General features: G+C 35.5%; 21 protein-coding genes and 3 pseudogenes. 11 read left to right on the top strand and 13 right to left on the bottom strand.

What is annotated here, in order from left to right:
* From Wcon_RS05115 to Wcon_RS05065, 11 genes and pseudogenes are all read right to left on the bottom strand, one after another.
* The coding region (locus tag Wcon_RS05115; RefSeq protein WP_147269154.1) for a head decoration protein at positions 1-164 on the bottom strand (164 nt) is incomplete at its 3' end.
* A 46-nt stretch (positions 165-210) separates the two neighbouring features.
* Positions 211-1290, bottom strand: coding sequence for a S49 family peptidase (locus Wcon_RS05110; RefSeq protein ID WP_114517461.1), 1080 nt, complete (start codon positions 1288-1290; stop codon positions 211-213).
* Between the two features lie 14 nt (positions 1291-1304).
* A pseudogene (locus tag Wcon_RS05105) lies at positions 1305-2710 on the bottom strand (phage portal protein).
* Entirely contained in the window at positions 2707-3411 is a 705-nt protein-coding gene (locus tag Wcon_RS05100) for a glycoside hydrolase family 25 protein (RefSeq protein ID WP_114517460.1), read from the bottom strand. The pseudogene Wcon_RS05105 and the gene Wcon_RS05100 overlap by 4 nt, the downstream one beginning before the upstream one ends.
* A complete protein-coding gene (locus Wcon_RS05095; protein ID WP_114517459.1) occupies positions 3408-3632 on the bottom strand; it encodes a gpW family head-tail joining protein in 225 nt (74 codons plus the stop codon). Before Wcon_RS05095 ends, Wcon_RS05100 begins: the two co-directional genes overlap by 4 nt.
* 3 nt (positions 3633-3635) lie before the next feature.
* Positions 3636-5465: a phage terminase large subunit family protein gene (locus Wcon_RS05090; RefSeq protein WP_114517458.1), complete on the bottom strand. Its 1830-nt coding sequence runs from the start codon at positions 5463-5465 to the stop codon at positions 3636-3638.
* Positions 5465-6937 carry an ankyrin repeat domain-containing protein gene (locus tag Wcon_RS05085; RefSeq protein WP_114517457.1) on the bottom strand — a complete coding sequence of 491 codons (1473 nt, stop codon included), beginning with the start codon at positions 6935-6937 and terminating at the stop codon, positions 5465-5467. The genes Wcon_RS05090 and Wcon_RS05085 overlap by 1 nt, the downstream gene beginning before the upstream one ends.
* A gap of 19 nt (positions 6938-6956) precedes the next feature.
* The gene (locus Wcon_RS05080) at positions 6957-7439 is read right to left on the bottom strand and encodes a hypothetical protein (protein WP_114517462.1); all 483 of its coding nucleotides are present in this window, start codon (positions 7437-7439) and stop codon (positions 6957-6959) included.
* 28 nt (positions 7440-7467) lie between these two features.
* The gene (locus Wcon_RS05075) at positions 7468-8688 is read right to left on the bottom strand and encodes a DNA modification methylase (protein ID WP_114517456.1); all 1221 of its coding nucleotides are present in this window, start codon (positions 8686-8688) and stop codon (positions 7468-7470) included.
* A 103-nt stretch (positions 8689-8791) separates the two neighbouring features.
* Positions 8792-9247 carry a crossover junction endodeoxyribonuclease RuvC gene (locus Wcon_RS05070; RefSeq protein WP_114517455.1) on the bottom strand — a complete coding sequence of 152 codons (456 nt, stop codon included), beginning with the start codon at positions 9245-9247 and terminating at the stop codon, positions 8792-8794.
* 69 nt (positions 9248-9316) lie between these two features.
* The gene (locus Wcon_RS05065) at positions 9317-9970 is read right to left on the bottom strand and encodes an AAA family ATPase (protein ID WP_114517454.1); all 654 of its coding nucleotides are present in this window, start codon (positions 9968-9970) and stop codon (positions 9317-9319) included.
* Positions 9971-10307: 337 nt separating this feature from the next.
* Between Wcon_RS05065 and Wcon_RS05060 the strand changes: the two genes are divergently transcribed.
* The 6 genes from Wcon_RS05060 (at position 10308) to Wcon_RS05035 (ending at position 17611) form a co-directional block, all read left to right on the top strand.
* Positions 10308-12377 carry an AAA family ATPase gene (locus tag Wcon_RS05060; protein WP_114517453.1) on the top strand — a complete coding sequence of 690 codons (2070 nt, stop codon included), beginning with the start codon at positions 10308-10310 and terminating at the stop codon, positions 12375-12377.
* A gap of 909 nt (positions 12378-13286) precedes the next feature.
* Positions 13287-13871, top strand: coding sequence for a sigma-70 family RNA polymerase sigma factor (locus Wcon_RS05055; protein ID WP_114517452.1), 585 nt, complete (start codon positions 13287-13289; stop codon positions 13869-13871).
* Positions 13872-13929: 58 nt separating this feature from the next.
* On the top strand, positions 13930-14745 hold the full coding sequence (locus Wcon_RS05050) for an ATP-binding protein (RefSeq protein WP_114517451.1): 816 nt from the start codon (positions 13930-13932) through the stop codon (positions 14743-14745).
* A gap of 21 nt (positions 14746-14766) precedes the next feature.
* On the top strand, positions 14767-15573 hold the full coding sequence (locus Wcon_RS05045) for an AAA family ATPase (RefSeq protein WP_114517450.1): 807 nt from the start codon (positions 14767-14769) through the stop codon (positions 15571-15573).
* A 40-nt stretch (positions 15574-15613) separates the two neighbouring features.
* Positions 15614-16105, top strand: coding sequence for a hypothetical protein (locus tag Wcon_RS05040; protein WP_114517449.1), 492 nt, complete (start codon positions 15614-15616; stop codon positions 16103-16105).
* 27 nt (positions 16106-16132) lie between these two features.
* Positions 16133-17611, top strand: coding sequence for an AAA family ATPase (locus Wcon_RS05035; RefSeq protein WP_114517448.1), 1479 nt, complete (start codon positions 16133-16135; stop codon positions 17609-17611).
* Here Wcon_RS05035 and Wcon_RS05030 read toward each other — a convergent pair.
* The gene (locus Wcon_RS05030; RefSeq protein WP_114517447.1) at positions 17601-18740 is read right to left on the bottom strand and encodes a hypothetical protein; all 1140 of its coding nucleotides are present in this window, start codon (positions 18738-18740) and stop codon (positions 17601-17603) included. The two genes, Wcon_RS05035 and Wcon_RS05030, sit on opposite strands and share 11 nt — an antisense overlap.
* Positions 18682-19932 carry a hypothetical protein gene (locus Wcon_RS05025; RefSeq protein ID WP_114517446.1) on the bottom strand — a complete coding sequence of 417 codons (1251 nt, stop codon included), beginning with the start codon at positions 19930-19932 and terminating at the stop codon, positions 18682-18684. Before Wcon_RS05025 ends, Wcon_RS05030 begins: the two co-directional genes overlap by 59 nt.
* 188 nt (positions 19933-20120) lie before the next feature.
* Here Wcon_RS05025 and Wcon_RS05020 point away from each other — a divergent pair.
* The 5 genes and pseudogenes from Wcon_RS05020 to Wcon_RS05000 form a co-directional block, all read left to right on the top strand.
* Positions 20121-20803, top strand: a pseudogene (locus Wcon_RS05020) (hypothetical protein).
* Positions 20804-20809: 6 nt separating this feature from the next.
* Positions 20810-22751 (top strand): annotated as a pseudogene (locus tag Wcon_RS05015) (DUF4815 domain-containing protein).
* Positions 22752-22760: 9 nt separating this feature from the next.
* Positions 22761-23939 carry a hypothetical protein gene (locus Wcon_RS05010; protein ID WP_114517445.1) on the top strand — a complete coding sequence of 393 codons (1179 nt, stop codon included), beginning with the start codon at positions 22761-22763 and terminating at the stop codon, positions 23937-23939.
* Complete coding sequence (locus Wcon_RS05005; RefSeq protein ID WP_114517444.1) at positions 23939-24133, top strand: hypothetical protein; 195 nt, start codon at positions 23939-23941, stop codon at positions 24131-24133. Before Wcon_RS05010 ends, Wcon_RS05005 begins: the two co-directional genes overlap by 1 nt.
* Positions 24130-25210: hypothetical protein (locus tag Wcon_RS05000; RefSeq protein WP_114517443.1), on the top strand; the 1081-nt coding region annotated here is incomplete at its 3' end. The genes Wcon_RS05005 and Wcon_RS05000, both read left to right, overlap by 4 nt.

Below are 25210 nucleotides of genomic sequence, written 5' to 3'. Positions count from 1 at the left end.
GGATTAAGTACTCTAATAAAACCATCTTCCGTCTTTTTGGCAACTACTGCACCAAGCTTAAGATTTTGACCTTTAGCTACTGTTATTTGGTCTCTTGAATATAGATTTGAAACTTCGTATTTCAGAAGATCCCCAAGGTTATTTTGTTCTGTTATAGTACTCATTTTGCTTTTCCCCTTTATTTTTTACTTTTGTTATACTACGAATATTCTAAATGCCAGATTGTGCACGACTTCTTGCTACCTGCATCATTAAATCTTCTGACGAATTCTTTGGTAATGTGCTTAAAATTTCAGTCTTCATTGTTCGTTCTGCAAGTATCGACATTAATATTTCTTGTGCTTGTTTGCTGCTAACATTCTGCTCTATAAATTCTCCTATTTTCTCTGGCATTCGTGATAAGTTGCATAAACGTATTAATTCAAGAACTTCAGCATGATAACTGTCATTTTTGATTTTATTAGTTAAATTATCAGTTTCTAGGTCAGTTGTAGTTTGTTCATTCATAGTAATACTCCTGTTTTTATTAATAGATGAAAGAATTGTCATTCCGTCTGCAAGGCCTATTTCTATTGCTCTCTCGCCAAAATATAGCCCTGCCTCTGTTGATCGAATCTTTTCAATTGAAAGACCTCTGTTCCTCGCTATTAGCTGCACAAACATTTCATATAGTCGGTCTACTTCTTTTTGTAAGCTTTCCAGACTTTCAGACGTCATTGGCTCATGTGGATTTAAATCATTTTTTCTACTTCCTGCAAATACTGTGGTATATTTTATTCCCTGTTTTTCATCAAACCCACTTTGATCTATATGACTTGCTATTACTCCAATACTGCCAACACCAGAAGTTCTGCTCACAAATACCTTCTCAGCGCTTGAAGCTATAGCATATGCAGCAGAGTATGCATCATCATTTGCTATCGCTATTATCCTCTTTTTTACTCTTGATTCATAAATAAAGTCAGCTAGGTCAAATATACCGTTTACCTCTCCTCCGGGGCTATCTATATCAAGCAGAATAGTTTCTATATCTTTGTTTGATAATGCTTCTTCTATTTCTTCTTGAATTTTCTCATATGATGTCATTCCCAGAAAATCGTCAAAAGCCCCTGGTTTTTTGGTCAAAATTCCATGTATTGCTATTACTGCTGTTTTTTCTATATTCTGATTTACTGCATGTTTTATATTTTTCAAGATAGGTTGTTTTCCGTTATATAGTGACAACAGGTCAAAGCTTTTTTGCTCTATCATCATCGGCCTACATAGCCAGTTGGTTTGTAAAATTTCCATAAAGTAAACGAGACTTATTTTGTTTGTGTCCTGACATCAGAATCAAAGAAAAGGTTGAGAGAATCAGCACGCTTTTGATCTTCTGCTATTTCTTGGTCAATTTCTTCAACATCGTAACCCATTTCTGATACTACTTCCGATCGACTCTTAAATCCATTCCTTACTGCCATTTGCTGTGCTTGTTGATCTTTTAAAGGATCCACCCAATCAAATCCCTGTGGTATCCATTTTACTTCTTCTTTCGCTGCTTTTACTACTTTTTCATCTATACAGAGTTCTCCAGAAAGTACTGCTAACTCTAGCCATCTATTCCAAATAGGTCTACAAAACTGGAACACTATCACGTTATGCTGTAACATTGCACACCTTCTGCGAAACTCTATCAGCCCTGCTCGAATGGATGAATAATTAACACCGGTTAAATCTCCTGTTAGTTGCTCATATGTTATTCCTGTACCTATTGCTATTGCCCTCAGTTGCTGTCTCATGAATGCTTCATAACTTCCTCCAACATCAGACGGCTCTGAAAATTTTATATCTTCTCCTGGGTCTAAAAGCTGCATTGTTCCAGGTTCCAATCCAGATAGTGCTACTCCTTGCTCATTACTTTCACCTTCTCCTAAAATATTTGCCTCAGGATCAAGTCTCGTAATAAACCCTGCAAACATCGCTGCTGTCTTTTTTCTCACTAATTCTGCATCATCATATTGATCAAGTTCATAGAGCTTTAGCAGTATACTCGAAAGCCATCTCTAATTTGCCCAGGTCTTAAAGGTTTGTAGATATGTAAAACATCATTTGCCGGTACTCTAACTGATTCTCCAAACGAACCTTCACCTGGGTGCTCTCTAAATAAGTAATATGCTTCTCTTTGACCAAGTCGGTTAAATTCAATGCCACTACGAATAATATTGCCATTTGCAAGTGTTTGATTGCTCTTATTATCTAAATGTTCAGACTCAAGTACTTGCAGTTGTAATGGCACAGAAAATCTATCTTCCAGCTTTCTCGTTCTTAAACGTACAAAACATTCTCCTCCCTCTATCATACTTCTGCATACTAGAGCTTGTAATCCATAAAAATCACTTACTCCGTTACTGTCTGCTTCATCTGTCCATCTTAGCCATAATTCTTGCACCTTTTTCCGAAATTCCGCATCTCTTGCTTTTGATTGCGGTTTTATTCCTGTTCCAATAGAGTTACTTACTATTGTATCAATGATATTTGCTGCATATGGATTTTTTCTTACCATATCCCGAGAGCGGCTACGTAAGTGCCCAAGGCTCTGAGAAAGTAAATTATTTATGCTTCCTGTTTCTCCTTGCCAATACATCACTCTTCTTCCTGAGCCTGACGCATCCCAAGCAGAACTTTTGATTTTTGGCTTGCTAAATAGTTGTTTGAAATTTTTCAGCATCATACTAACCAAAATTCTCTTAATTCTTTCAAAGTTCCGTTAAATTTATTTCTGTCACATTTTCCGATTCCTTCTACTTCATGTGGCTTTGGATTTGTTTTACCGTCAGTATATTGCCATAAAATCCAATCATTCCAGCCTTTTGGTAATGTGAGCTCTTTTCTCCAGCTTGCTATCCATAATGGACATTTTGTCAAAGTTGGCGTGGCAAAATCCTTAAGAAAATAGCTACTGCCATAAATTAGGGGTAATCTTCCTGTTACTTCTTCAACTCTCTTTACAAATTCCTCAGCTTGCTTAACTGCAATATTTTTGCCACTTTTGTTTTCTTCAATATCCAGCGCAAGTATGGTATTTTTGCTTTCGCCTACCGTTTTTAGAAAATGATCAGCTTGATTCTTGCCGTTTCCTTCTGTGCCAAAATGATATGCTCCCCAGAGTAATCCTTCTTCTTCAGCTTTCTTTCTTCTCTTCGCATACTTTGAATCCACATATTTTAGCCCTTGTGTTGCCTTGTGAATTACTCCAACTATACCATTCTCTTTGTCTAGCTTAAAATTCACATTTTCTTGCCAATGTGACAAATCTATTATTCCATTTACTGGACTCTCTCTATTCTCCCATAGTTTTATAAAAGTTTTTAATTGCTCTAAAAATTCAGAATATTCCTCTTTTACAACTTTTCTCAGAAAATTTTCCCTCATATAACTCCTTTATTTGTTGCAAAAATAATCTTTCGTTTAGGCTTCATTCCAGCAATCTTTAGTTCACCTTTGATGCGTTGTCTGAGGCTGAGCAAATCATTTATCTGAACTTCAGCATATCTCACCACATGGTCACCATATGCAATTGATACCACTCTTTCGCCACTCTGAAGCTTCTTTATTGCTTGTTCAACTTGAATTAGATAATCTTCGTTATACATTTACTACTCGCTGATCCATTTGCTTTTCACTATTTTCTTTGATTTTTTACTTTCTGGTTTTTCACTTAAACTATTCCATTTACTCTCTGGCCATCTGTCTATCCCCAGTGCTATTGATGCTGCTCTCGCATAAATTCGGCAATCTAGTACTTCATTTCTGTCTCTTACCTTTTGCCACTCCTGTTTGGTGTATCCTTTTACCACCTTGCTGACTAATTGCTCTGCCGTTAACTGCTTAAAATATTCAGGTGCATATTCGGGAAAATGACAATATCCTGCTGGCACTTTCTCTTTTTCCCCGTTTTTTAAAACATTAAGTAGCTGAAAAAGCTCTGATTTTAATATCGATACTCCAACTGGCCATAGCTTTATTCCTCTCTTTAGCTTTTGACCACCAACTGTTATATCAACTCTACTTGGGCTACTCAGCGGCACTAGCGCTTTATTTACACCTTTCACTGCCATTACTCTTCCACAGCCTTGATGACCTCTTACCCAATTGTATACTTCTTGTGTTGCATATCCCGCATCAACTGCCATCATGCTTATCATGTATTCAAGCCCATTTTCACCGATAAAATGATGGTTGAGTAACTCTGAAAGTTTTCCCCATACTTCTCCTCCTCCAGTATCACCTTCAAATACTCGGTAGTCTATTGACCAACTTTCACGACTTTTTCCCCATGCTACAACTTCCACCTCTAGACGATCTTTTTGGACATCTACTCCTGCAGTAAGTACCACTTCGCCCCTTGGTACTGTACCTATCGGAAAAGATTCTCTTCTATTAAATAATTGCTTCCAATCTGGTACTTCTCCTTTGTCTACCCAAGTTTCTCCTAAAGTGGTATTTATCCAAACTTTTAGTAATTGCTCACTTTCCTTTGCATGCAGAAAATCTTCTACTGCTTGAGTCCAGCTATACCACCCAACTGGACTATAAAGACTTGAAAGATGAAATCCTTTTTTCTCACCTTTTACTCTATTAGTAGGTCTCCATTCTCCACTTTCAAGCATCTCTGTCTTTTGATGATTTTCTATCTTTTCACCACATTCTATACATATATAGTGTGCTGTATTTGGATTTTTATCTTCCCATTTAATTTGTGGCCATTTTAATATTTGGTAATAATTACAATGTGGACATGGTACAAAAAAGTATCTCTTATCTGTTGCTTCAAATTCTTTCTCAATTCTGCTTATTCCATGAATCGTTGGTGTTGATACTAAAAAAATCTTTCGCTGTGCAAATGTATTAGTTCGAGCAATACTAAGCAGTACTGGATCTCCTTCACCTCCTGAATCTCCTGGATAGGCATCTATTTCATCAAGAAAGAGATATTTTACTGGCATAGACCTGAGACCTACACTGCTGTTTGCTCCAGTAATCACAACTATTCCACCTGGAAATTCCTTACTTTGTACAGTATTGCCTGAGTCTCTTGACCTTGGGTCTTTTACTTTACTCTTTAAACATGGCGTACTCTCTATTAACGGCGCAAATCTTCCTTTTGACCAACGCTTTCCCATTTCAACTGTTGGCTGTACTACCAGCATTGGACCAGGAGTCTGATCTATAATATAGCCTATCCAATTGTTACCAGCTTCTGTTCCTCCAATCTGCGCTCCTTTCATGAATACTACTTTTTCTGCTGGTGAGGACGGAGAAAGTGAATCCATGATTTCTTTCAGATAAGGGGTTCTTTCTGTTCTCCATTTACCTGGCTCTGATGCTGCAGTTGCTGCTAAAACTCGATACTCATTCGCCCACTCTGATACTTTAAGCTGCGGATCTGGTTTTAAACCTTCAAAAAAAGATGTGGCGTATATCATTACCTGCATCTACTAGTAATTGCAACATCATTAACAGTAGAACTATACTCCTCCAGTTCCATAAACATCTTTTTCTGAAATTCCTTTTCTATATATCTTTTGCTCATCTCACTTATCATTAGTGCTATAATAAGCGCAAATATCCCTGTTGTTGTTGCAAAAATGATTGCACTGCTTATTGTTGTTGCTGTTAAACCTATATATGCTGCCATTGCTACTGCGCTAACTGTAATACAGATGCACATAATATTATTATGTTTTTTCATCCTTTTATCTGCTATTTCTCTCTGTGCTATATATTTATTATGAAGGGTTGGAAAATTAATAACGGTATCTCTGCAGAGCAATGCACCATTTTTTTCAGTAAATAAAACTTTAAGTAACTCTAAATTGTTTGATTTAATTGCTAAATGTAAAACAGGTGTATAATTTGCTCCTTTTTTCAGCAATAACTTTACTACATGTAAATGCCCTTTTTCCGCAGCAAGGTAAACCGGTGATAAACCTTTATTATTTACAATATCAATATCGATTTCTTCTTTTAAGATAGACTCTACAAGCTCAATTTCTCCTCTTTGTGCAGCTAAATGTAGTAGACTATTCTTTTCAGAACCGTATTTATTACTCATCAAAGCCTTCTTTATCTCAGGTTTAGCGTAATCAAATGGTGTCTTACCATTATCATCCCTGATTAAAGGATCTATATCCTCTCGAGTTAGTAAAACCTCTATTGTTTTAAGTCTTTCAGCGTAATGTAGTGGCGTTTTATTTTCGTAGTCTTGCAAATTTACTTGAGCATTAGGCTCCTTTATTAAGCATTTGAGAATATCAAGACACAAATCTCTTTCATCGTAATTAGTATTACTTACAGCTATATGAACAGGCGACAATTTCATTGAGTTTTGTCCCATGCGTGCGCTATTTACATCTGCTCCAAGCTTTAGCAGTAACTTTACTATTTCCAACTTTTTGTTATTAACTGCATAGTGCATTGGTGTCTGATTTCGTGCATCAAAGACATCTATTTCAGCATTTCCTTCTTCCACTAAAATTTTGACAATATTCTCATGTCCTATTCCTGATGCTAGATGTAATGGTGTATGATGCAGAGCATTTCGTACATTAACGTCAATACCTTTTCTGATCAAATATCTAACTGCATTAACTTCACCTATCATTGCAGCTAAATGAAGTAAGCTATCTTGTTCTGATCCGTATTTGTGATTGATTAATGCTTGTAATATTTCTGCTTTTTTCCCTTCTTTGGCATAATCTAAGGAGGTTTTGCCTTCATTGTCCTCAACAAAAGGATTAATGTTCTTCTTCGTGAGTAATAAATCCACCATGCTTAACTCGTCAAACTCTATAGCGCAATGTAGTGGTGTCTTTCCATTTAATCCTCTGACATTAACATCTAATCCAGGTTGATTGATGAGACATTTTATTAACTCCAAACTTAAGTTATCAGCCATTTTATATTCAAAATCTTTTTTATATTTGAAATTTAGTATTAGATAATTCTTGTAATGAGTTTGTAATCTCTTCGGTTAGCGTCTTATGGATCTTTTCAGTGTCGCTCAGTGATGCAAGCAGTGCTGAAACTCTATTTGGAATATTAAGCAAATTATTACGGACAACTCTTGCTACATTAAACGCATCGCGCTTTACTTCTTCTACTGCTACAAGTTCTCCTATCTCAGCCTTAGCTTTCGCCTCAAGAAGTTTACCTCGCTCCATTTCATTTTTTATTCGCGTTTTAAGCAACATCGTGGAAAGTTTTTCTCCGCTTTCTGAATAGTTTTTTCTTCTCAGTGGTTGACTTGGATCTCTGATTGTTTCTATAGCCCTGTTTGCTTGTTCTCGGTCAATGAGTCCATCCTCCAACTCAACTATTCCTTTTTTTACTAAATAACAGACATATTGCTTTGAAACTCCTATCTCTCTTGCCCATTCCGTCTGCGTGATTTTTTCCACTCTTTTCCTCCTCTCTTTTTGCTCCTTTTTACGAATTTTCTTCTTGAATTTCTGCAAAAGTTTTACCAGTACTGGCTAAAAGGGCATCTCTTCCTGTATATATTTGCCAACGTTTTATGGTTACATCTACAAATTTTGAATCTAGCTCTATTGTCCTACAAATTCTTCCTGTTCTCTCACATGCAATCAGTGTACTTCCAGAACCGCTAAATGGATCAAGTACTATGTCTCCTGATCTGCTGCTGTTTACTATTGCTCTCTCCATTAGCTCTACTGGCTTCATCGTTGGATGTAGTGTATTGTGCGTTGGCTTATCATAAAACCATAGATCACTTTGATTTCTTCCTCCATGCCACTCACGTTTATTACCGCTTTTCCATCCATAGAGCATTGCTTCGTATTGTCTTTGATAATCAGACCTGCCTAGCGTAAAATGATTCTTTGCCCAAATGATAAATGTTGACCATTTCCCTCCCGCTTCCTCAAATACTTTTTGTAACGTTGAAAACTCTGATGATGATATGCAGATGTAAATTGCACCTTTCGTATATGCTAAAATATGGGAACAGATGTCGTAGAGAAAAAGTTCGTACTTTTCACCTTGATTATCGTTTAATATTTTTTTCTCTTCTCTCTCCTGACTGCTACCGTAATCAACGTTATATGGAGGATCACATACGGTAATATCTGCCATTTTATTATCTAATACCGCTTTATATGATTCAACTAAAGAGCTATCACCACAATAGATTCGATGATCACCTAAAATCCATAGATCAGCTGGTTTTGTTATTTCTACCTTTTTGTCATCAACAACTAAGTCAGAAAGATCTTCTTTTTCATCATCTAAATCATCAAGAAAGTTTTGAACTTTTTCTAATTCAAATCCAGTCATTTTAAGATCAAACTGCAAATCTTCTAACTCTTGAATTTCTACCTTTAAAAGATCATCATCCCACTTTGCCCAATTAGCTGATTGATTTGCCAGTAATCGAAAAGCTTTGGTTTGTGGTTCATTTAAATTATCACTTAAAACAACTGGAATACTCTCCATACCAAGTTTTCTTGCTGCTTTAAGTCTTAAATGACCATCAACCACAGTTCCATCGCTTTTTGCAACTATTGGAATACGAAAACCGAATTCCCTGATTGAAGCACACATTCTATTTACTACGTCATCATTCTTACGTGGATTACGCTCATATTCGACTAGATTTTCAACAGGATAGTAGTGGATTGCTAAATTCATATCTTAATAATTAAAAAGTTAATATTCAAAATATCTCTGACGCTAAAGAAGGCCTGGGGTCAAACCCACCAAATCCGCCAGTATGGCCGAAAGGACCCACTTTTTATGGATTTTTCGTCTTATTAATATCTTTACTAATATAGAACATTAATGCCAAAGCATCGGCCTCATTATCATCTCTAGGTAAAAAACTTTTTTCACGTATCGCTTCAATAACTTCACTCTTACTTGCATTACCTTTGCCTGCTATAAAGCGTTTTATAGTTTTAACATTAACACCTTTGTATGGCACATGATGTTCTTCACACCAAGCAGACAGAACTGCGAGAAAACCGCCATAGCAATGCGCTGCATCAGTTCCTAGATGTCTTCTCACTTCTTCAAAATACACTGCAGAAATGTCCTTCAAAGAATTAAGCCAATTGCGAAAACTTAAAAAACACATTCCACCTCCACTGAAACGACTACCATGAAAGCTTTTGCTCCCACTTTGAATTACTCCATCTGTTAGAATTGCCCAGCCCGTTTGTTTGCCGAGGTCCAGTGTTAGGATTGACATATTATTTTCTAAAATTTAAAGAACTTATCTATAGCTTGCCGGCAAATAAAGTCTTTTGCGGTAAAATTTCTACATGTACGTTATTTTTTTCTCTAGATAGTTACTTTTTTCATCTAGATAAGCGTGTATATGAAATTCTATTGTATCACGCCATACTTCTCCTATTGACCCATGTTTACACAACAAAACAGAACTATTAACTTCTCTTGCTATATAAGCACAGCACCTATGAATAAACTGTCTAACATGAGAATTATTATTTTCATCGCCTCCAAATAAGTCTAATGCCTTATCTAGCACTACAAGTTTAGGTTTAAATGATTTAATATCACTAAGTAATTCATTAAATAGAGGAGTGAGTGTTCCTACATTATTGTTATTAAAAGTCATTAATAAATTTTCTTTACCAAATAGGGAAATCATTTTCATTCTGTCAAGGTTGCTTATTTCACAACTTTTATTGATTTTATATTGACGGCATAATAGTTCGGTTTCATCATATTCTGAAAATACTCCATAAACTTTAGCTGGTAAAAAACTTGTACCTGACCACTGTTGACCAGTTGCAATAGCTGTCATTAATTCTTGAACTAAAAAAGATTTATTTGTTCCGCGTTCACCAAAAAAAGAGGAGAGACTTCCAATGGCAAGCCAATCTTGCATAATAAATTCTTTATATGGAGATGAGTTCTTTAAAGTTGAAAAATCTATTGCTTTTATCATAAAATCACCAAAACATTGACTATAAGTAGCACTGATTCCAAAATATCGTCTGGTTCCTACAACGTACTATCAAAAAGCGGTTTATAGTTTTTTTGTTGGCCAACAACGGAAATCCAAGAATCTTATGCTACTTAACTAGAGAGAGGTTGCATTTCATTCTCCCCTTAATAATATAAGTTCAACTTTTTTCGAAAAAGTGTTCAGTTTTTTTGTTCTCTTGTTTCATCAATAAACTCACCAGAAAATTTTATAAACCATCGCAATAGTTGCAACTGCTGTACGTGTACACTTCTTCAAAAAACATTGAACTATATTAATTAAGGCAACTGGAGAGTTTATGTATTCACAGGATCATTTTTCAACAAAAGAGACAGCAGACCTAAAAACACAGCTTTTACAAAATATCAGATCTTGTCTTTCGTACTTATTACCTTACGGAACTTTTCACAAAAATGAGTTTCAAGTAGGTGATATCTGGGGTAATAAAGGAAAAAGTTTAAGAGTAGAACTGAATGGCAGTAGAGCCGGTCTATGGAATGATTTTGCAACTGGAGAAGGTGGTGATATTATCGACCTTTGGGCAGCTGTGCATAGAAAGAATGCAAGGACAGAGTTTTCTGAGGTAATAGTTTCAATAAGCGAATGGCTTGGCAAACAACACACTAGAGAAAAAAAGAGTATCAAAGATCTAGAACAGTACATGACTTACAGCTGGAATTATTACGATGAAGACAACCAGATTATAGTTATAGTTTACCGTTATGACCCTCCTGAAGGAAAGAAAGAATATCGTCCATTTGATGTTAAAACGTTTAATTATGCTTCACCAGAAATAAGGCCTCTATATAATATACCAGGCATTTTAAAATCTGATAAAGTTGTTCTAGTTGAAGGAGAAAAATGTGCTGAAGCGCTGATAGAACAAGGAATTACTGCAACAACAGCGATGTCTGGAGCAAATGCACCTATTGAGAAAACAGATTGGACTCCACTTAAAGGTAAACACATTATTATATGGCCAGACAATGATGAAGCAGGTAATAAATACGCAAAAAATGCTGAAAAAAAGCTTTTAGAGATCGGAGTTGCATCACTTGTTGTTCTTAAGATTCCACAAGGTAAACCGAAAGGGTGGGATGCTGCAGATGGTGTACAAGAAGGTATAAATATTTCGGAATTCATCGAAAAAAAATCTACAAAAAAGCCACTTAACATTTTAGATTGGAGTGTGAGTCGTTATTTAGGTCCAGTACCAATACAAAGGTTTCTTGTTGAAGGTTTATTCCCTTTAGGTGTTACCTCAATAGTAGCTGCTATGGGAGATACAGGTAAAGGTATGCTTCTTCTTGATCTAGCACTTAAAGTTGCAAGTAACGCAGATCAAACATGCGGTTTTGGTCCACTTGTGACAGAACATGGATCAGTGGTAATTTTTTCAGCAGAAGATGATGCAGATGAAATACATCGTCGTCTCGATCGCCTTGATCCTGAAGGTAAAAGGGCAGAATATCAAGATAGGTTGTTTATTGTACCTATACCAAATACAGGAGAACCTTTTTCTGTAGTAAAAACTAATATGCGTGGCAAATGTCCTGAAATTTCAGAAAAGTTTGCAGATATCAGAGCACAATTAAGCTCGATTAACAATTTAAAACTTATTGTTTTTGATCCATTAACATCATTCGTCCATGCAGATATAAATGCGGATCCAGAGATGGGATGGTACACAATGGGGTTGCTTGCTAGTTTGGCAAGTGAAACAGGAGCAACTACAATTGTAGCACATCACATGAGAAAACCTAAATGTGGAGGACCGATCACAACAGTAGAGCAAGCAAGAGAGGCGATAAGAGGAACTACTGCGCTTGTTGATGGAGTCAGATGTTCTTTTGCATTATGGCCTGCTTCTGCAGACAATCAGACCATTGTATTTGAGACATTCAAGATGAATAAAGTTAATAATGCAGTATACCAAGGAGCTATAGTTAAATCTAATGGGTCAACAGATAGGAGTATAAGAACTTACTTGCGTTCTTCAATTGGCTTGCTTGAAGATATATCTGAAGAATTTAAGCTCAAAAAAATATCCGATGAATACTTAAAAAAGATACTTATGCAAGCTATAGCAGTTTCAGCAGAAGAAGGGCATCCATTTACGCATACAGGTGGACCAGGGGTGTTTAAGCAGCGGCATAGATTACCAGCTGCATTTCATGATATTAGTAGGCATAAACTTGAATACCTAGCACAAAGCTTATTAAACGAGCGTAAGATAATTAAAGGCATGGCTACACACTCAAAAGAAGATAAGTGGCTTGATATACCAACAGGACCATTTGCTAAGGGTAAAGGTGATTTTAATGTAGGTGCAGGAAAGTTTGAAATAGTTAACTTCGGAAAATTGTGAGCTTTTTGTCTCTAGAAAGTACAGCAAAAATGATTTCCGGACTTACCCAATTTCCAACGTTTCCGGAGAATTTACCAAGTTTTGGAAATGAGATTGTATTGCAGCTAACTTATTGAAATTCGCCAACTTTCAGCTACTAAACATAAATAATGTTATGTTTCCATTTTCAAAAAATTTAGTCAATTTGGTAACACTCAAACCCGCTAGACTAGCTGCTTTCCAATTTCCGAAAACCTATATATTATATAATATATGTAAATAATACATACGTAGATATATAAAGTAATATAAATAAATATTAGAATAGAAACACATACTACTAGTGTCATGAAAACTAACAAGAAAAAATGCCAGTAATTATTTTTAAAACGATTCTTGACTTACTGAAACTTCAAACCTCATAAAAAGGCATTACTTTTACCAAAATTTTTATTATTACCTGTGATTATGTTTTTTTTGTTGATTGCAGAGAAAATTTTTCAAGCCTATAGCCAATTCTTGTTACCTCTACCATAAGGACGGTGACAAAATTTCCTTACCCTTTAAAACTCTTTAAGAGGTCCTTATAAACACTATTTGTAATTCAGATAAAAACAGTCATCTTTTTTTAATTAATGCTTGTAAATCTCTTAAAAGCTCAAATAGAAGGCATTCTAAACAATTCTATTGTTACAAAACAAACTTACGAGTAAGTTTATCGTTATTTTTATTCACTGTAAAGAAAAAAAATTTATATGAATGCCTTATTGAGAAAACTTAAAACGGAAATAATTCAAAGAAGAACTAGTCTCCAATATAAAAATATCTATAAGTATGTCTGAACAAATTTTGCAGATGGGGGATGCTCTAACAAAAAAAACCTGAATATCAATAAGTTAATTTTTCTACATAGGGGACTGAGTTTCTTCCATGCCCTGCAAGATTGAGTCAATAGACTTCATTCTTAAGCCATATAACTGTTTATGGAGCTTTATGAAGTCTAAAAATAAATACTCTAAGATTAATTATATATTAGTTAAAAAGGTAAGAGATTATGCTAAATACATGAAGTCTTTCAGATGTTTTGCTCATGACACTCTTGAAGATATAGAACAAGAACTTTTTTGTGAGATCTGGCCTTGCCTCGAGCAACATGAGAAAAGCAAAAGCAGTTTTTCCTACTTTGCAGACAAAGTGATCAAAAATCGTGTTGTTAACCTTATAAACAAAAAACAACGTATGAAATATGGTGGAGATATTACCTTTCTTGACAATGAAATCTTGGATAGTTTAGTTGATAAAAATTGTGATTTTGAAAGCAAAGTTGCAGCATGTTCAGATGTTGAAGATCTTATTAAACAGTTACCACCACGTTGGCAAGATCTTTGTGAAAAACTCAAAGTTTATAATGTAGCTGAAGTTTCTGAAATTACTGGTTTATCGAGAACAACCATCTACAAGATTCTTAAACGAATAGGTGAAAAATTTCCACATCTAAAAACTTATATCTCGTAAAAAATAGTGAACACATATGCGCTAAATGTTGAACTTATATATATAGGGGGTAAAAACTATGACTCTAAAAATAATAAATAACGAAGAAAGAATAAAAACAGTCACAGGTGTGAAAATGGTAATCTTTGGACCTTATGGAATCGGTAAAACTAGCCTGCTTAAAACTCTTGTTGAATCGACAACGCTTTGCCTTGATTTTGAAGCAGGACTTCTTGCTGTTCAGGATTGGAAAGGAGATTCAATCAATATTCGCACTTGGAATGAAGCTAGAGACATTGCTTGTCTTATTGGTGGGCCTAATCCTGCGCTGAGGTCTGATCAAGCATACAGCCAAAGACACCATGAACATGTATCTGGTAAGTATAAAAATCTTCTTTCTGAAGTTTCTAAATACCGATGCATCTTTGTGGACAGTATAACCGTTGCTTCACGTTTATGTCTATTATGGGCAAAAATGCAACCTGAAGCTTTTTCTGAGAGATCGGGAAAACAGGATATGAGAGCTGCCTATGGATTACTTGCTCAAGAGATGATGGCTTGGCTCAATCAATTTCAACATATCAGAGACAAAGACACTATCATAGTTGGAACATTAGGTCAATATCTCGATGACTGCAATCGTCCAATTTGGCTACCTCAATGTGAAGGAGCTAAAACCGCTAGTGAGATTCCAGGCATTGTTGATGAGGTGATCAGCATGGTTGGAATTAAGAAAGATAATGGCACAGAAGTACGTTCATTTGTCTGTCATACCATTAATTCTTGGGGATACCCAGCTAAAGATCGAAGTGGTTGCCTTAATATGGTTGAAGAACCGCATCTGGGTAAATTACTTGCGAAAATTAAAGCCAAAACTTTGGCTCCTATTGTTTAATTAAAAATTGGAGAAATTATTATGGAACAAAGCTTTTTCAATATCGGTCAAAAAATTCCCTTTTTCAGTGTGAAAGAATACTTGAATGATCAATCGCCAATACCAGAAGATATAATTTCACCAAGGATTTTAACAAAAAGAGGTCTATTGGTGCTGGGTGGCCCACCTAAAATCGGCAAAAGTGACTTTTTGATCTCTTGGCTTGTTTACATGGCTGCTGGTAGATCATTTCTCGGTATGACACCAAGTAGACCTTTGAAAATCTTCTACATGCAAACTGAAATTGAGTATGAATATATGAAAGAACGGTTGCAACAACTTCAACTGGATAACGAACTTTTGAATGTAGCTGCCAATAACTTAATTATCACGCCAAGAGTACAATTATCATTTAGTAGTGAAGAAATAGATGAAATTAAAAATGTTGTTAAAGAGCGTTTCAAACCTGATATTATTGCGATTGATCCTCTTCGTAACATTTTTAACTCAAGTGAATATGGTAATGAAAATGACAACAGCGCTATGCTATTCTTTTTGCAAAAAACGCTTGAAAGACTGAGGAACATTATTAATCCAGATGCAGGTATAATCCTCACCCACCACACAAAAAAACTGTCCAAAAAGATGCTGGAAGAAGATCCATTTCAAGGCCTAAGTGGTGCTGGATCTTTACGTGGATTTTATAGCACTGGCATGGTGATGTTTGCTCATGATGAAGAAAGTACTACCCGTCAAATAGTCTTTGAGCTGCGAAATGGTGAACGTGTGGCAAGCAAGCTTGTCGATAAGATAAATGGTCATTGGAAACTTATAGACCAATGGAGTTGATTCTTTTTTTCGTTTTGCAATTAATTTATAGGAGGACAATATGCTATCAGATTTTTTAACTGATTTTAATACTGCAAAATCACAAAGTAATTTAATACCAAAAGGTACAACGGTGAAAGTCAAAATGGCCATTAAACCTGGAGGTTATGAGAATTGGTTCACTAAAAGCTACACTACTGGCAGCATCTATTTAAACGCTGAATTTACTGTCACTGAAGGTCTATATGCAAAACGTAAGATTTTTCAAGTAATTGGCATTAAAAGTGGCAAAGCAAGCGTTGAAGGAGAAGATGTTTGGGCAGAAGCTGGTCGTTCCATGCTTAGAAGTATTTTGGAGTCAGCACGAAACATTCATGCAAATGACACTTCAGAAAAAGCAATTATTGCTAGAAAAGTCAACTCTATAGCTGATTTTAACGGGTTAGAGTTTACTGCAAAAGTTGGTATTGAAGCTGATCGATATGGAGAAAAAAACAAGATTGCTACGGTTATTATCCCAGAGCAACCTGAAGTTGATTGGGTGCCATTTTAAATTGTGTCTTTTAGAATTGGAGGACTTATGGAATTTTGTATTACTGGAGAAATGGAATTTTTACTACTGCATAACATCAAAGCATGTTTATTTTATTTACTGCCTGGCGGTAAATTTTTCAAGAAGAAATTCTATATTGGAAATATCGGTGGAGACCAAATTATAGTTGAAGTTGCAGGCGGTAAGATAGGAAGCTGGTATGGCCTAAATAGTGGAAACAATGGTAATATTGTCACACTTTGGAGTTTAGTTGCTGATAAAGCTGGACTTTCTGGAGTTATAAACAAATGGCTCAATAAACATATAACTGCAAAATATAGTTATCTTGACGAGAATAACAAAGTGATAGCATATGCATATCTCTACAGAAACAATTACAGACATGTTTGGTATCCGAAAACTTCTGGCAAGGGCTTAAAACCACTATATAACATACCTGGTATTATTAGGTCCAATGAGCTAGTAATAGTAAAAGGAGAGAAAAGAGCTGAAGCCTTAATAGAGCACGGAATTATGGCAACAACTGTGATGCTTGGTATATATGGATCTATCAGTGAAACGGATTGGTCTATATTAATAGGTAAGCAGGTAATAATTTTGCCAGATAAGGATGAAAAATATGCTGAAAAGATTGCTGCTGAACTAGCTAATTTAGGGATATTGCACAGTATACCTGAGGGGTATGAAGAAGGGATAGATGTGAAACAACTATTTGCATCAAACCAAAAGAATATACAGGCATTTCCAGCTAGACAATATTTAAAAGATAAATCCCCATTACCAAAAGACATAATTTCACCAAGGATTTTAACGCCTGGAGGAATGCTATTACTAGGAGGAGCACCAAAAGTAGGAAAAACCGACCTCTTACTCTCTTGGTTAGCATATATGTCCGCAGGATTACCATTTTTAGGCATGATTCCAGCTAAACCATTAAAAATATTCTATCTTCAAACTGATATTGAGTATCACTACATTAAGGAGCGGCTGCAACAACTGGAATTTGATGAAAAATCTTTAGAATTAGTATCAGAAAATTTAATTATTACTCCAAAGACAAAGCTACTTTTAGATTCTGAAGGAGTAGAAAAAATCGGTAATATTATGGCAAAAACATTAAACGTAAAAGAAGTAGATATTATTGCTATAGATACGCTGCGCAGTATTTTTGATTTTAATAAATACAAAGAAGAGAATAGCAATAGCTCCATGTTCTGTTTTTTAAAAGATAGAGTTGAAAAGTTACGAGCGATGACAAACCCTAGATGTGGTATTATCTTAACGCACAATACCAAAAAAGTATCAAAGAGATCATTGTCAGAAGAGCCATTTCAAAGTTTCAGCGGTGCTTCTGCCTTAAGGAGTTTATATACTTCAGGCGTGATGATGATGAAAGATAATGAACAACACAAATTGATATTTGAACTGAGGAATGGTGAATCCATTCCAGCTATGCAGATTAGCAAAGTAAATAGCCAGTGGCGTAGCACTTGTGCTACTTCTTAAGGCTGAGAGTGGAAGGATTAAGTCTATAGCCATATTCCTTGATACCTATTCCAGACCATGGTAGAGTTTGAATAATATCATCTCTTTTTACATTCATGCCTAAGGTTATAGCTAACTTATCTACCATGGTTCTTTGCATTCTATTTATCGGTTTACGAATTTGTTGTTCAGCATCGGAAATATTTCCCAGGTAATCTGCAATTTGTTCAATAGTTAATGCTTTATGTTGCCCTGGAGAAATGCCTTCTTTAAAATCGCACCAGAATTGTTCAAGAAGAACAAAAAAGATATTCATTCCTAACTTAGATTGCTTATTGACAACCTCTATGTCATTGATATAAATGCCACCGTTTTTGATTCGTAATTGCAGAATCTTTTCTTGAGTTGCTAGTTTGGTTTGTTGTAGTGGAATATAAGGATAGCAATTTAGCGCCTGAAAAGAAACGTTAGGTAATAACTTTGGTACTCCTTTTTCAACTGTTTCATTTAATATTTCATTTAAAGTTCGATATCCACAAATTAAATCAGCCATGGGAATAATGTACAGGTTTAACAATGGTTTAAGGTTTTTTTCATTGAAACTGATCAAAACAGTAGGATTAGTTTTGAGCTTATCTAAAGTTAGATATGATTTATCAGAACAACAATCCGGAATAATTAAGCTGACAAGGCTTGTGCCAACAATAACATAATAAACCCCTGTTGCTACTTTATTCGAAGTGATGTTCAAATTTGCCAATTGTTCTTCAAACCATTCAATAACTTTCAAATGATTAACATTTATCTCTAGAGAATGGTAACGTTGCTTCTCATAGGTATCAGGCAGGATATCACGATTACATAGGTCACACATTATTGGGTCATCATATTCCTCATCGTAGTCACTTGCGATTTCTAGCCTATTGTTACAGAAAGAATCTATTACACGAAAATCAGAATCATCTGTATCATTAGCACAGACTATAAAATAATATTCTCTTAAACTTAAAAACCCAAGGCTTGATAAGTATTGTGCAACTTCTAAAAAATCCTGACTAGGTGAATCATGAGAAGTATTCCACTCAAGCAGGTTAGTAATTATTTGCCGATAGACAGTAGTATTGTGCTTTTGACAAGATGGTAAGTCCATACGTATTCCTAAACAACAACTTAAAATCTTCACGTTCTTTTTTATCAAGTACGTGCTCTGAGTAGTTAATTGCTATATAGCTTGAGTCCTGTACTCGAAAGGATAAAGTAACCTTTTTGTTTTTAAATATCACCTTCACATATTGAATAAGGGAGACCTCATGTAACACACTACCAACTGAAGGTTCTAATATGTTCAACCACTTTTCAACTTCATTTGTATTTAATGTAATAAAGGTCTGTGGTTTAGCTAAAGTAAGTTTAAGTTCACATATGCTAATATCATTAAGTCCTGATTTTGGTATACATGAACATAGGAAGGTACGTACTTGTGCCACTGTGTTTTGGCTATGTAAACTGACAAAAGAGCATTCAAGAGCAAAATAAAGGCTGACAATACTATTTGCTATTTTTAAACCGTGTTTAATATTTTTAGTGGATAAATGTACTTGATTAGCATTAGAAGAAAAATCAAAAATGATCCAATCAGGCTTATAACCATGTATTACTTTATTTAAACTTATCACAAAATCTTTATCTTTACTAGCACGTCGTATAAATAAGTAAATACTATTTTGGTAGTAAAAGAGTTCTTGAAACTGACTTTCAAAACTATCATTTTCTGAGAGATCATGCTGTTTTAATATTTCCTGTATTGTACTTTCTGATAAAAAATTCTTAAATGAAGTGGACTTTTGTCTTGGAGGATTTTTTAATACGAAAGGTAAAAACCCTTTTTTCTGTACTTGATTAAAGCAGAAAATTTGTTTTAGTAAGTTATGATTAGTTATAAAGAGAGTGAACAACAAGGACTTTTTGTCATATTTGTTATTTTGTAGCAGAAATGACTTCAGAAGATCTTGGCCTAATACAGACTGTGCTACTTCAGCTATAGTTGTTTCTGATTTTGCACGACTAAAACGATTGACTAAATAATAATCAAACAGAGATTCAGAAATTTTAATAAGCATCTTGCGTTTTTGCTGAGTTGAAATATCATCGCATTTTTCGTGGTCTTTAAATAATTGCCTATTTTGCTTATTCTGAAAATAATGGTTAAAGATCACACTTAATTGTCTACCAGAAAGAGAATCAAGCCAACTTTCACGTAAACTTGGATTTTGAAAGTCCTTAAGCAAAAAGGATACTGGCATTTCTAAACTACTTTCCCAAAATTCTCTATTAGTTATCATATATCTAAAAGTAAGTATATTATGTCTAAAGTAGATTAAAGATTAGTCAATAAAAACTTATTATGAAAAAAAGAATTGCAAAAAAAAGTGAACACACTTCTGAAAAAAGTTGAACTTATATATATAAGGGGGCTTGAGTTAACAATTGGTATTTGAAGCAATTGCTTTGCTATGAAATAAGGTAATTAATGTCAATACTCACAGAGTCAGGAAGAGCAGCAATAGCCGCAAGTATAAAAGAGCAATCTCTACATCTTGCTTGGGGAGGTGGTGATACAAATTGGGAAAGTAGCCATCAGGTCGAAAAAGTTTTTGTTGAGGGTGAAATAGCTCTAGATCACCACACTATTAAAGATGTAAGGGTTTTTACAGGGCAAACAGTGTATCAGCCAAGTATAGATTATATAGTTGATAGCAGTAGTGGTGTAATAAAACGTACGGAAAATAGCTCTATCAGGGCAAATAGTGCAGTTACTGTAGAATATAGTGAAAGCACACCACCAGAGCTGATAACTTCTGAAAAACTGCTCAATGAGCTTGGCAGACGTACTGCAGATGAGGTTCTCTTTTGCACAGGTGATGAGAATGGAGAGCTTTTGACTCCAACAGGGAGGTTTAGGTCCTCAAATGTACCAACCAATAATTTGTACCTTAAATTTACTTTCGATTTCACGGATGCAGCAAATCAAGTTATCAGGGAGCTTGGGGTTATGGTTGGTACTAAAGTAAAAAAGAATTACCTAGAGGACAGAGATATTTTGAACCAAAAGACGTGGAAAATCCGGGAATTTTGTTAGTTTTAGAACACACCGTACCACTTATCAGAACTGCAGCAACCAGGGAAACTTTTTCATTTGTTGTAACTTTTTGAAACAAAATGACCTTAAATAGTTATTATAACCGCTTTAATCCTGACAAAGAATATGAGAAAAGCTTATTTCTTGCTGGAAGAGGTTTGCAATCTGCAGAACTAAACGAGACTCAGGAGTATGCTCTCTCTAAGCTTAAAGGCATAGGTGATGCAATATTCCGTGATGGTGATGTTATAACAGGAAGCAATTGTATTATAGATGGGGAAAAAGTTACGCTTGAATCAGGAAAAATCTATCTTCGTGGAGCGGTGAGAAAAGTAGAGGAAAAAGAGTTTGTTATTCCACTGAGTACTACAGTTCGCATCGGTGTTTATTATCTAGAATCTACGATTACAGAACTTGAGGATGAAAATCTTCGTGATCCTGCAGTTGGTACACGCAATTACCAAGAAGTAGGGGCAGCAAGGCTTAAAGTTTCCACCATTTGGGGATATCAAGCAGAAGGTGTTTCTCCACGTTTTTCTGAAGGAGAGTTTTATCCAATCTATAACATTGAAAATGGAGTACTGATAGAACATTCACCGCCACCACAAGCAAATATAGTAACCACAGCTCTTGCTCGTTATGATAAAGAGGCAAATGGTTCCTACGTCGTAAGTGGCCTAGAAGTAATGTTTCTGCAGAAGGAAGAGGAAAGGGGTGGAAAAAAAGGTCGAAAGAGACAGGTATTTGTGGTTAATGGAGGTAAAGCTCGTGTTGATGGCTATGAAATAGAATTATCCCACAGTATTCGAGCTTATTTTGATGAAGATCCAGACATAAAGACAGTTGCATCAGAATCTCATACTTTTCAGCCAAATAGCCAAAAAGTAATGGAGCTTAAGGTTCATGATTCTCCGATAAGCGAGATAAAAAAGGTAGATATTACCGTTCAGAAGACGATTACTATGACCCATGGTTCATACTCTGGAGTTGTAGATCCGATACCTGACTCTGCAGTGCTAGAAATTATCCAGATTAAACAAGGCAATGTTATTTATGAAAACAGTACAGATTATAAGCTAAGTAGTGGAAATGTTGATTGGTCATTACCAGGAAGAGAACCAGCACCAGGAAGTAGTTATCAAATAACCTACCGCTGTCGAACTCATGTAAGCCCTGAGGATATAAGTGAAGAAGGATGTAAAATAAAAGGGGCAGTTGATGGTTCTTTGGTACTAGTTGATTACACCTGGAAAATGCCCCGCTATGATTTAATCACCATAGACGCAAAAGGGGTAGTAAGGAGAATAAAAGGAATTGCGCATCCTTGGAAACCATCGATGCCTAAAGCCCCTAGCGGACAACTTTTACTCTGCTACATTCATCAGACGTGGAAAACCGGGGAAAAGAAGGGGTGAAAGTAATGAATAATGCGATCCATGCTGTACCGATGAATGAGCTTGAAGCAATGAAAAGGGGAATAAGCGATCTTTATGCGCTAGTTGCAGAGGAGCGTTTGCGTAATGATGCAAATTCAAGGGATCCGACAGCCAAAAAAGGAGTATTTGTTGATCCCTTCTTTGATGATGATATGCGTGATCAAGGAATTGTTCAGTTTGCAGCAATAGTAAACAAGGAACTGATATTACCAATAAACGTAGAAATCATTGATGTTGAAAGGAGTAAAGAACGTTATTTATTGCCGTATGAACTTGAACCGGTACTAGAGCAGCTTTTACAGACTAAAGGAGAAAGAATTAATCCATATCAAGCTTTTGATCCAGTACCGGTGCAAATTACTCTAAATAAAAACATTGACCACTGGACAGAGGTAAAAACAAACTGGAAAAGTCCAGTGACAAGAGTTTTTAATGTTACGGAAACCACAGAGCTATTGTCAAGCGAACATACGAAGCTGAATTTATGAGAGAAGCAGTACAGAATTTTGAGATCGAAGGTTTTGAGCCAGATGAAAAGCTTAAGGAAGTAAAATTTGATGGCATAAGCATTCAACCCATAGCATAGAGGAAAAAAGTGGAAAATCAAGGACGAATAAGTGGAAAGATAAAAATACCAGCAAATATTCCAGCAGGTACTAAATTAGTACAGTTTTATGGGGATAAAGGAAGCTATGGAGAAGCAACTTATACTGGTAAAAAAACAATTACCATAGAAGAAAGAAGAAGAGTTATTGCAGCAAGAAGAGTTGATCCTTTAGCGCAAACATTTACGCTAAATGAGAGCAGACACATAGGAGGCGTGGAGCTATGGTTTGTAAATAAAGGCAAAAAACGTGTTGTTGTGCAGATTAGAGAAACAACAGTTGGAGTGCCCTCGCAAACAGTTATCGCTGAAAATTCCATCGAGCCAGCTAAGATCAATACCAATGGCACAGCAACACGTATAACTTGGTCACCAGTGTTTTGTCATGCAGGGCAGGAATATGCGATAGTTTTACTTACCGATGACGGGGAAAATGCGGTCAAAGTAGCAGAACTTGGCAAATATGATGCAGTAAACAGTAGATGGGTAACCAGTCAACCTTATCAAGTAGGAGTATTACTTTCATCAAGCAATGCAAGTACTTGGACTCCACATCAAAATTTAGATTTAACGTTTCGATTACTAGCTGCAAAATTTAGCGAAAATTCTTATGTTATTGATCTTGGGAAAGTTACTGTAAACAACGTATCAGATTTAATAGTTTTAACAAATGTTGAAAAAGTAGCATTTGATACCAATGTAGAATTTATCTTAACAGATGAAGAGGGAAAAGAAAACTTTCTGTCTGATAATTTACCACTCGCACTGCGTGAAAGATTATCTGGAGAGCTAACGGTAAAAGCAAGCCTAAAAGGAGGGCGAGAAAAAAGTCCTGTTCTCTATCCTGGGTTACAGCTAGTTCTAGGTAATCTTTCAGAGTCCGGAGATTATGTAACGAGAAGCATTACAGCAGGAGCTAACACCAAGATCACCATAACATATGATGCGCTAATACCTGGCACTGCAGATGTTAAAGCATATGTGGAACAAAGCGTCAAAGGATGGCAATTAGTAAATTTAACATCAGGAAAACCAATTGGAGAAAATTGGGTAGAGAGAACTCATGTGCTGACAAACTTTAATGGCAATGAGACTAGGGTAAAATTAGTTTTAAGTGGAACAGTTGTTTATCGCCCTAAGGTAAAAAATCTCAGAGTGATTGTCACATAATGACTGTTGACCAAACCAAACGAGGATATCCACTGCCTCATCCAGAAAATATTGCAGTTCAAGATGTGGTACGTATTCGAAGAGCTATAGAAAAAATAGATGAAGATATTACCGAAAGAGAAGATGAGCATAATCAACTAAAAAATAATTTTAAACGATTTAGATTTGAAACTTTTTTGAATTTTTGGGAATGAAAGAAGCAATATACCAAAGGATAAAGGATTTAGCAGCAAACAGCACACCTGATCAACTGGCATATCTTGCAAAATCACTGGAATTGATAGCAGATAAAAAAGCTATTGCTGACATTGTGCAGATGACTGAGGTAAAAGAGATAATTGATGTACTACAAAAGAGGCTTAAGGATTTAGCAGAAAACAGTACACCAGATCAGCTTGCATATCTTGCTAAGGCATTGGAATCAATAGTCGACAAAAGTGCGGTTTCTGAAATTGTACAGATGACTGATGGTAAGCTAAAAGAACTTCTTGATAGTGCAAAAAAACACCTAAATGATATAAACAGCAATAAAACAAACTCAATATCAGCAATAACTGCAGTAAAAACAGAGTCTGTTAATGAAATCAACAAGCTTAGGGATAATTCCTTAAATACTTTAAAAGCATCATCAGATTCGCATATATCACTACTTGATACGAGAAAGAATGCCAATATTGCAGCAATAAATAGCATTAGTAATAGTCATAAAGATGGTCTTAAAGGTTTAGTAGAAGATTTTCGTGCTGTTAATAATGTACCATCTGGCTCATCAATTATAGGAGAAATAGAAACTCGAATTGAAAACATCTCTAATGAGGTAAAAACTCGGGATGAACAGTTAAAAGCGTCTCTTATAAATGAAATAAGAAAGCGCAATATGGTTGAATCAGGGTCATTACCTTTCTTATTTGGTGTACTTGGCAGAAAAAATAATTACTTTGGTCACGGAACTTTTACAACAGAGCTTGGAAAGTGGAGTAGTGATATAACAAAAACCGACTATATGTTGCAATTACTAGCAGGTAGCCATACATACGATACAGATTACGTTAGTTTTTATCGGCCAAGACAACTAAGTTTTATAGAGGGAAGTAAAGGAACATTTATTTACGGAGAGTTATGCACAAAAAGTTTTTCGGGTAGTTATGATGAGATATACTATTACCCATATGCTGCACTTGGAGTAGTATTTATAAAAAATACAACGAATGTGAACATAAATAAAACAATAGAATTTGTTGGATCATCGTACTCTAGTACGGAGTACGGGG

The organism is Wolbachia endosymbiont of Cylisticus convexus (assembly GCF_003344345.1).
This window is presented reverse-complemented; position numbering and strand designations above follow the sequence as displayed.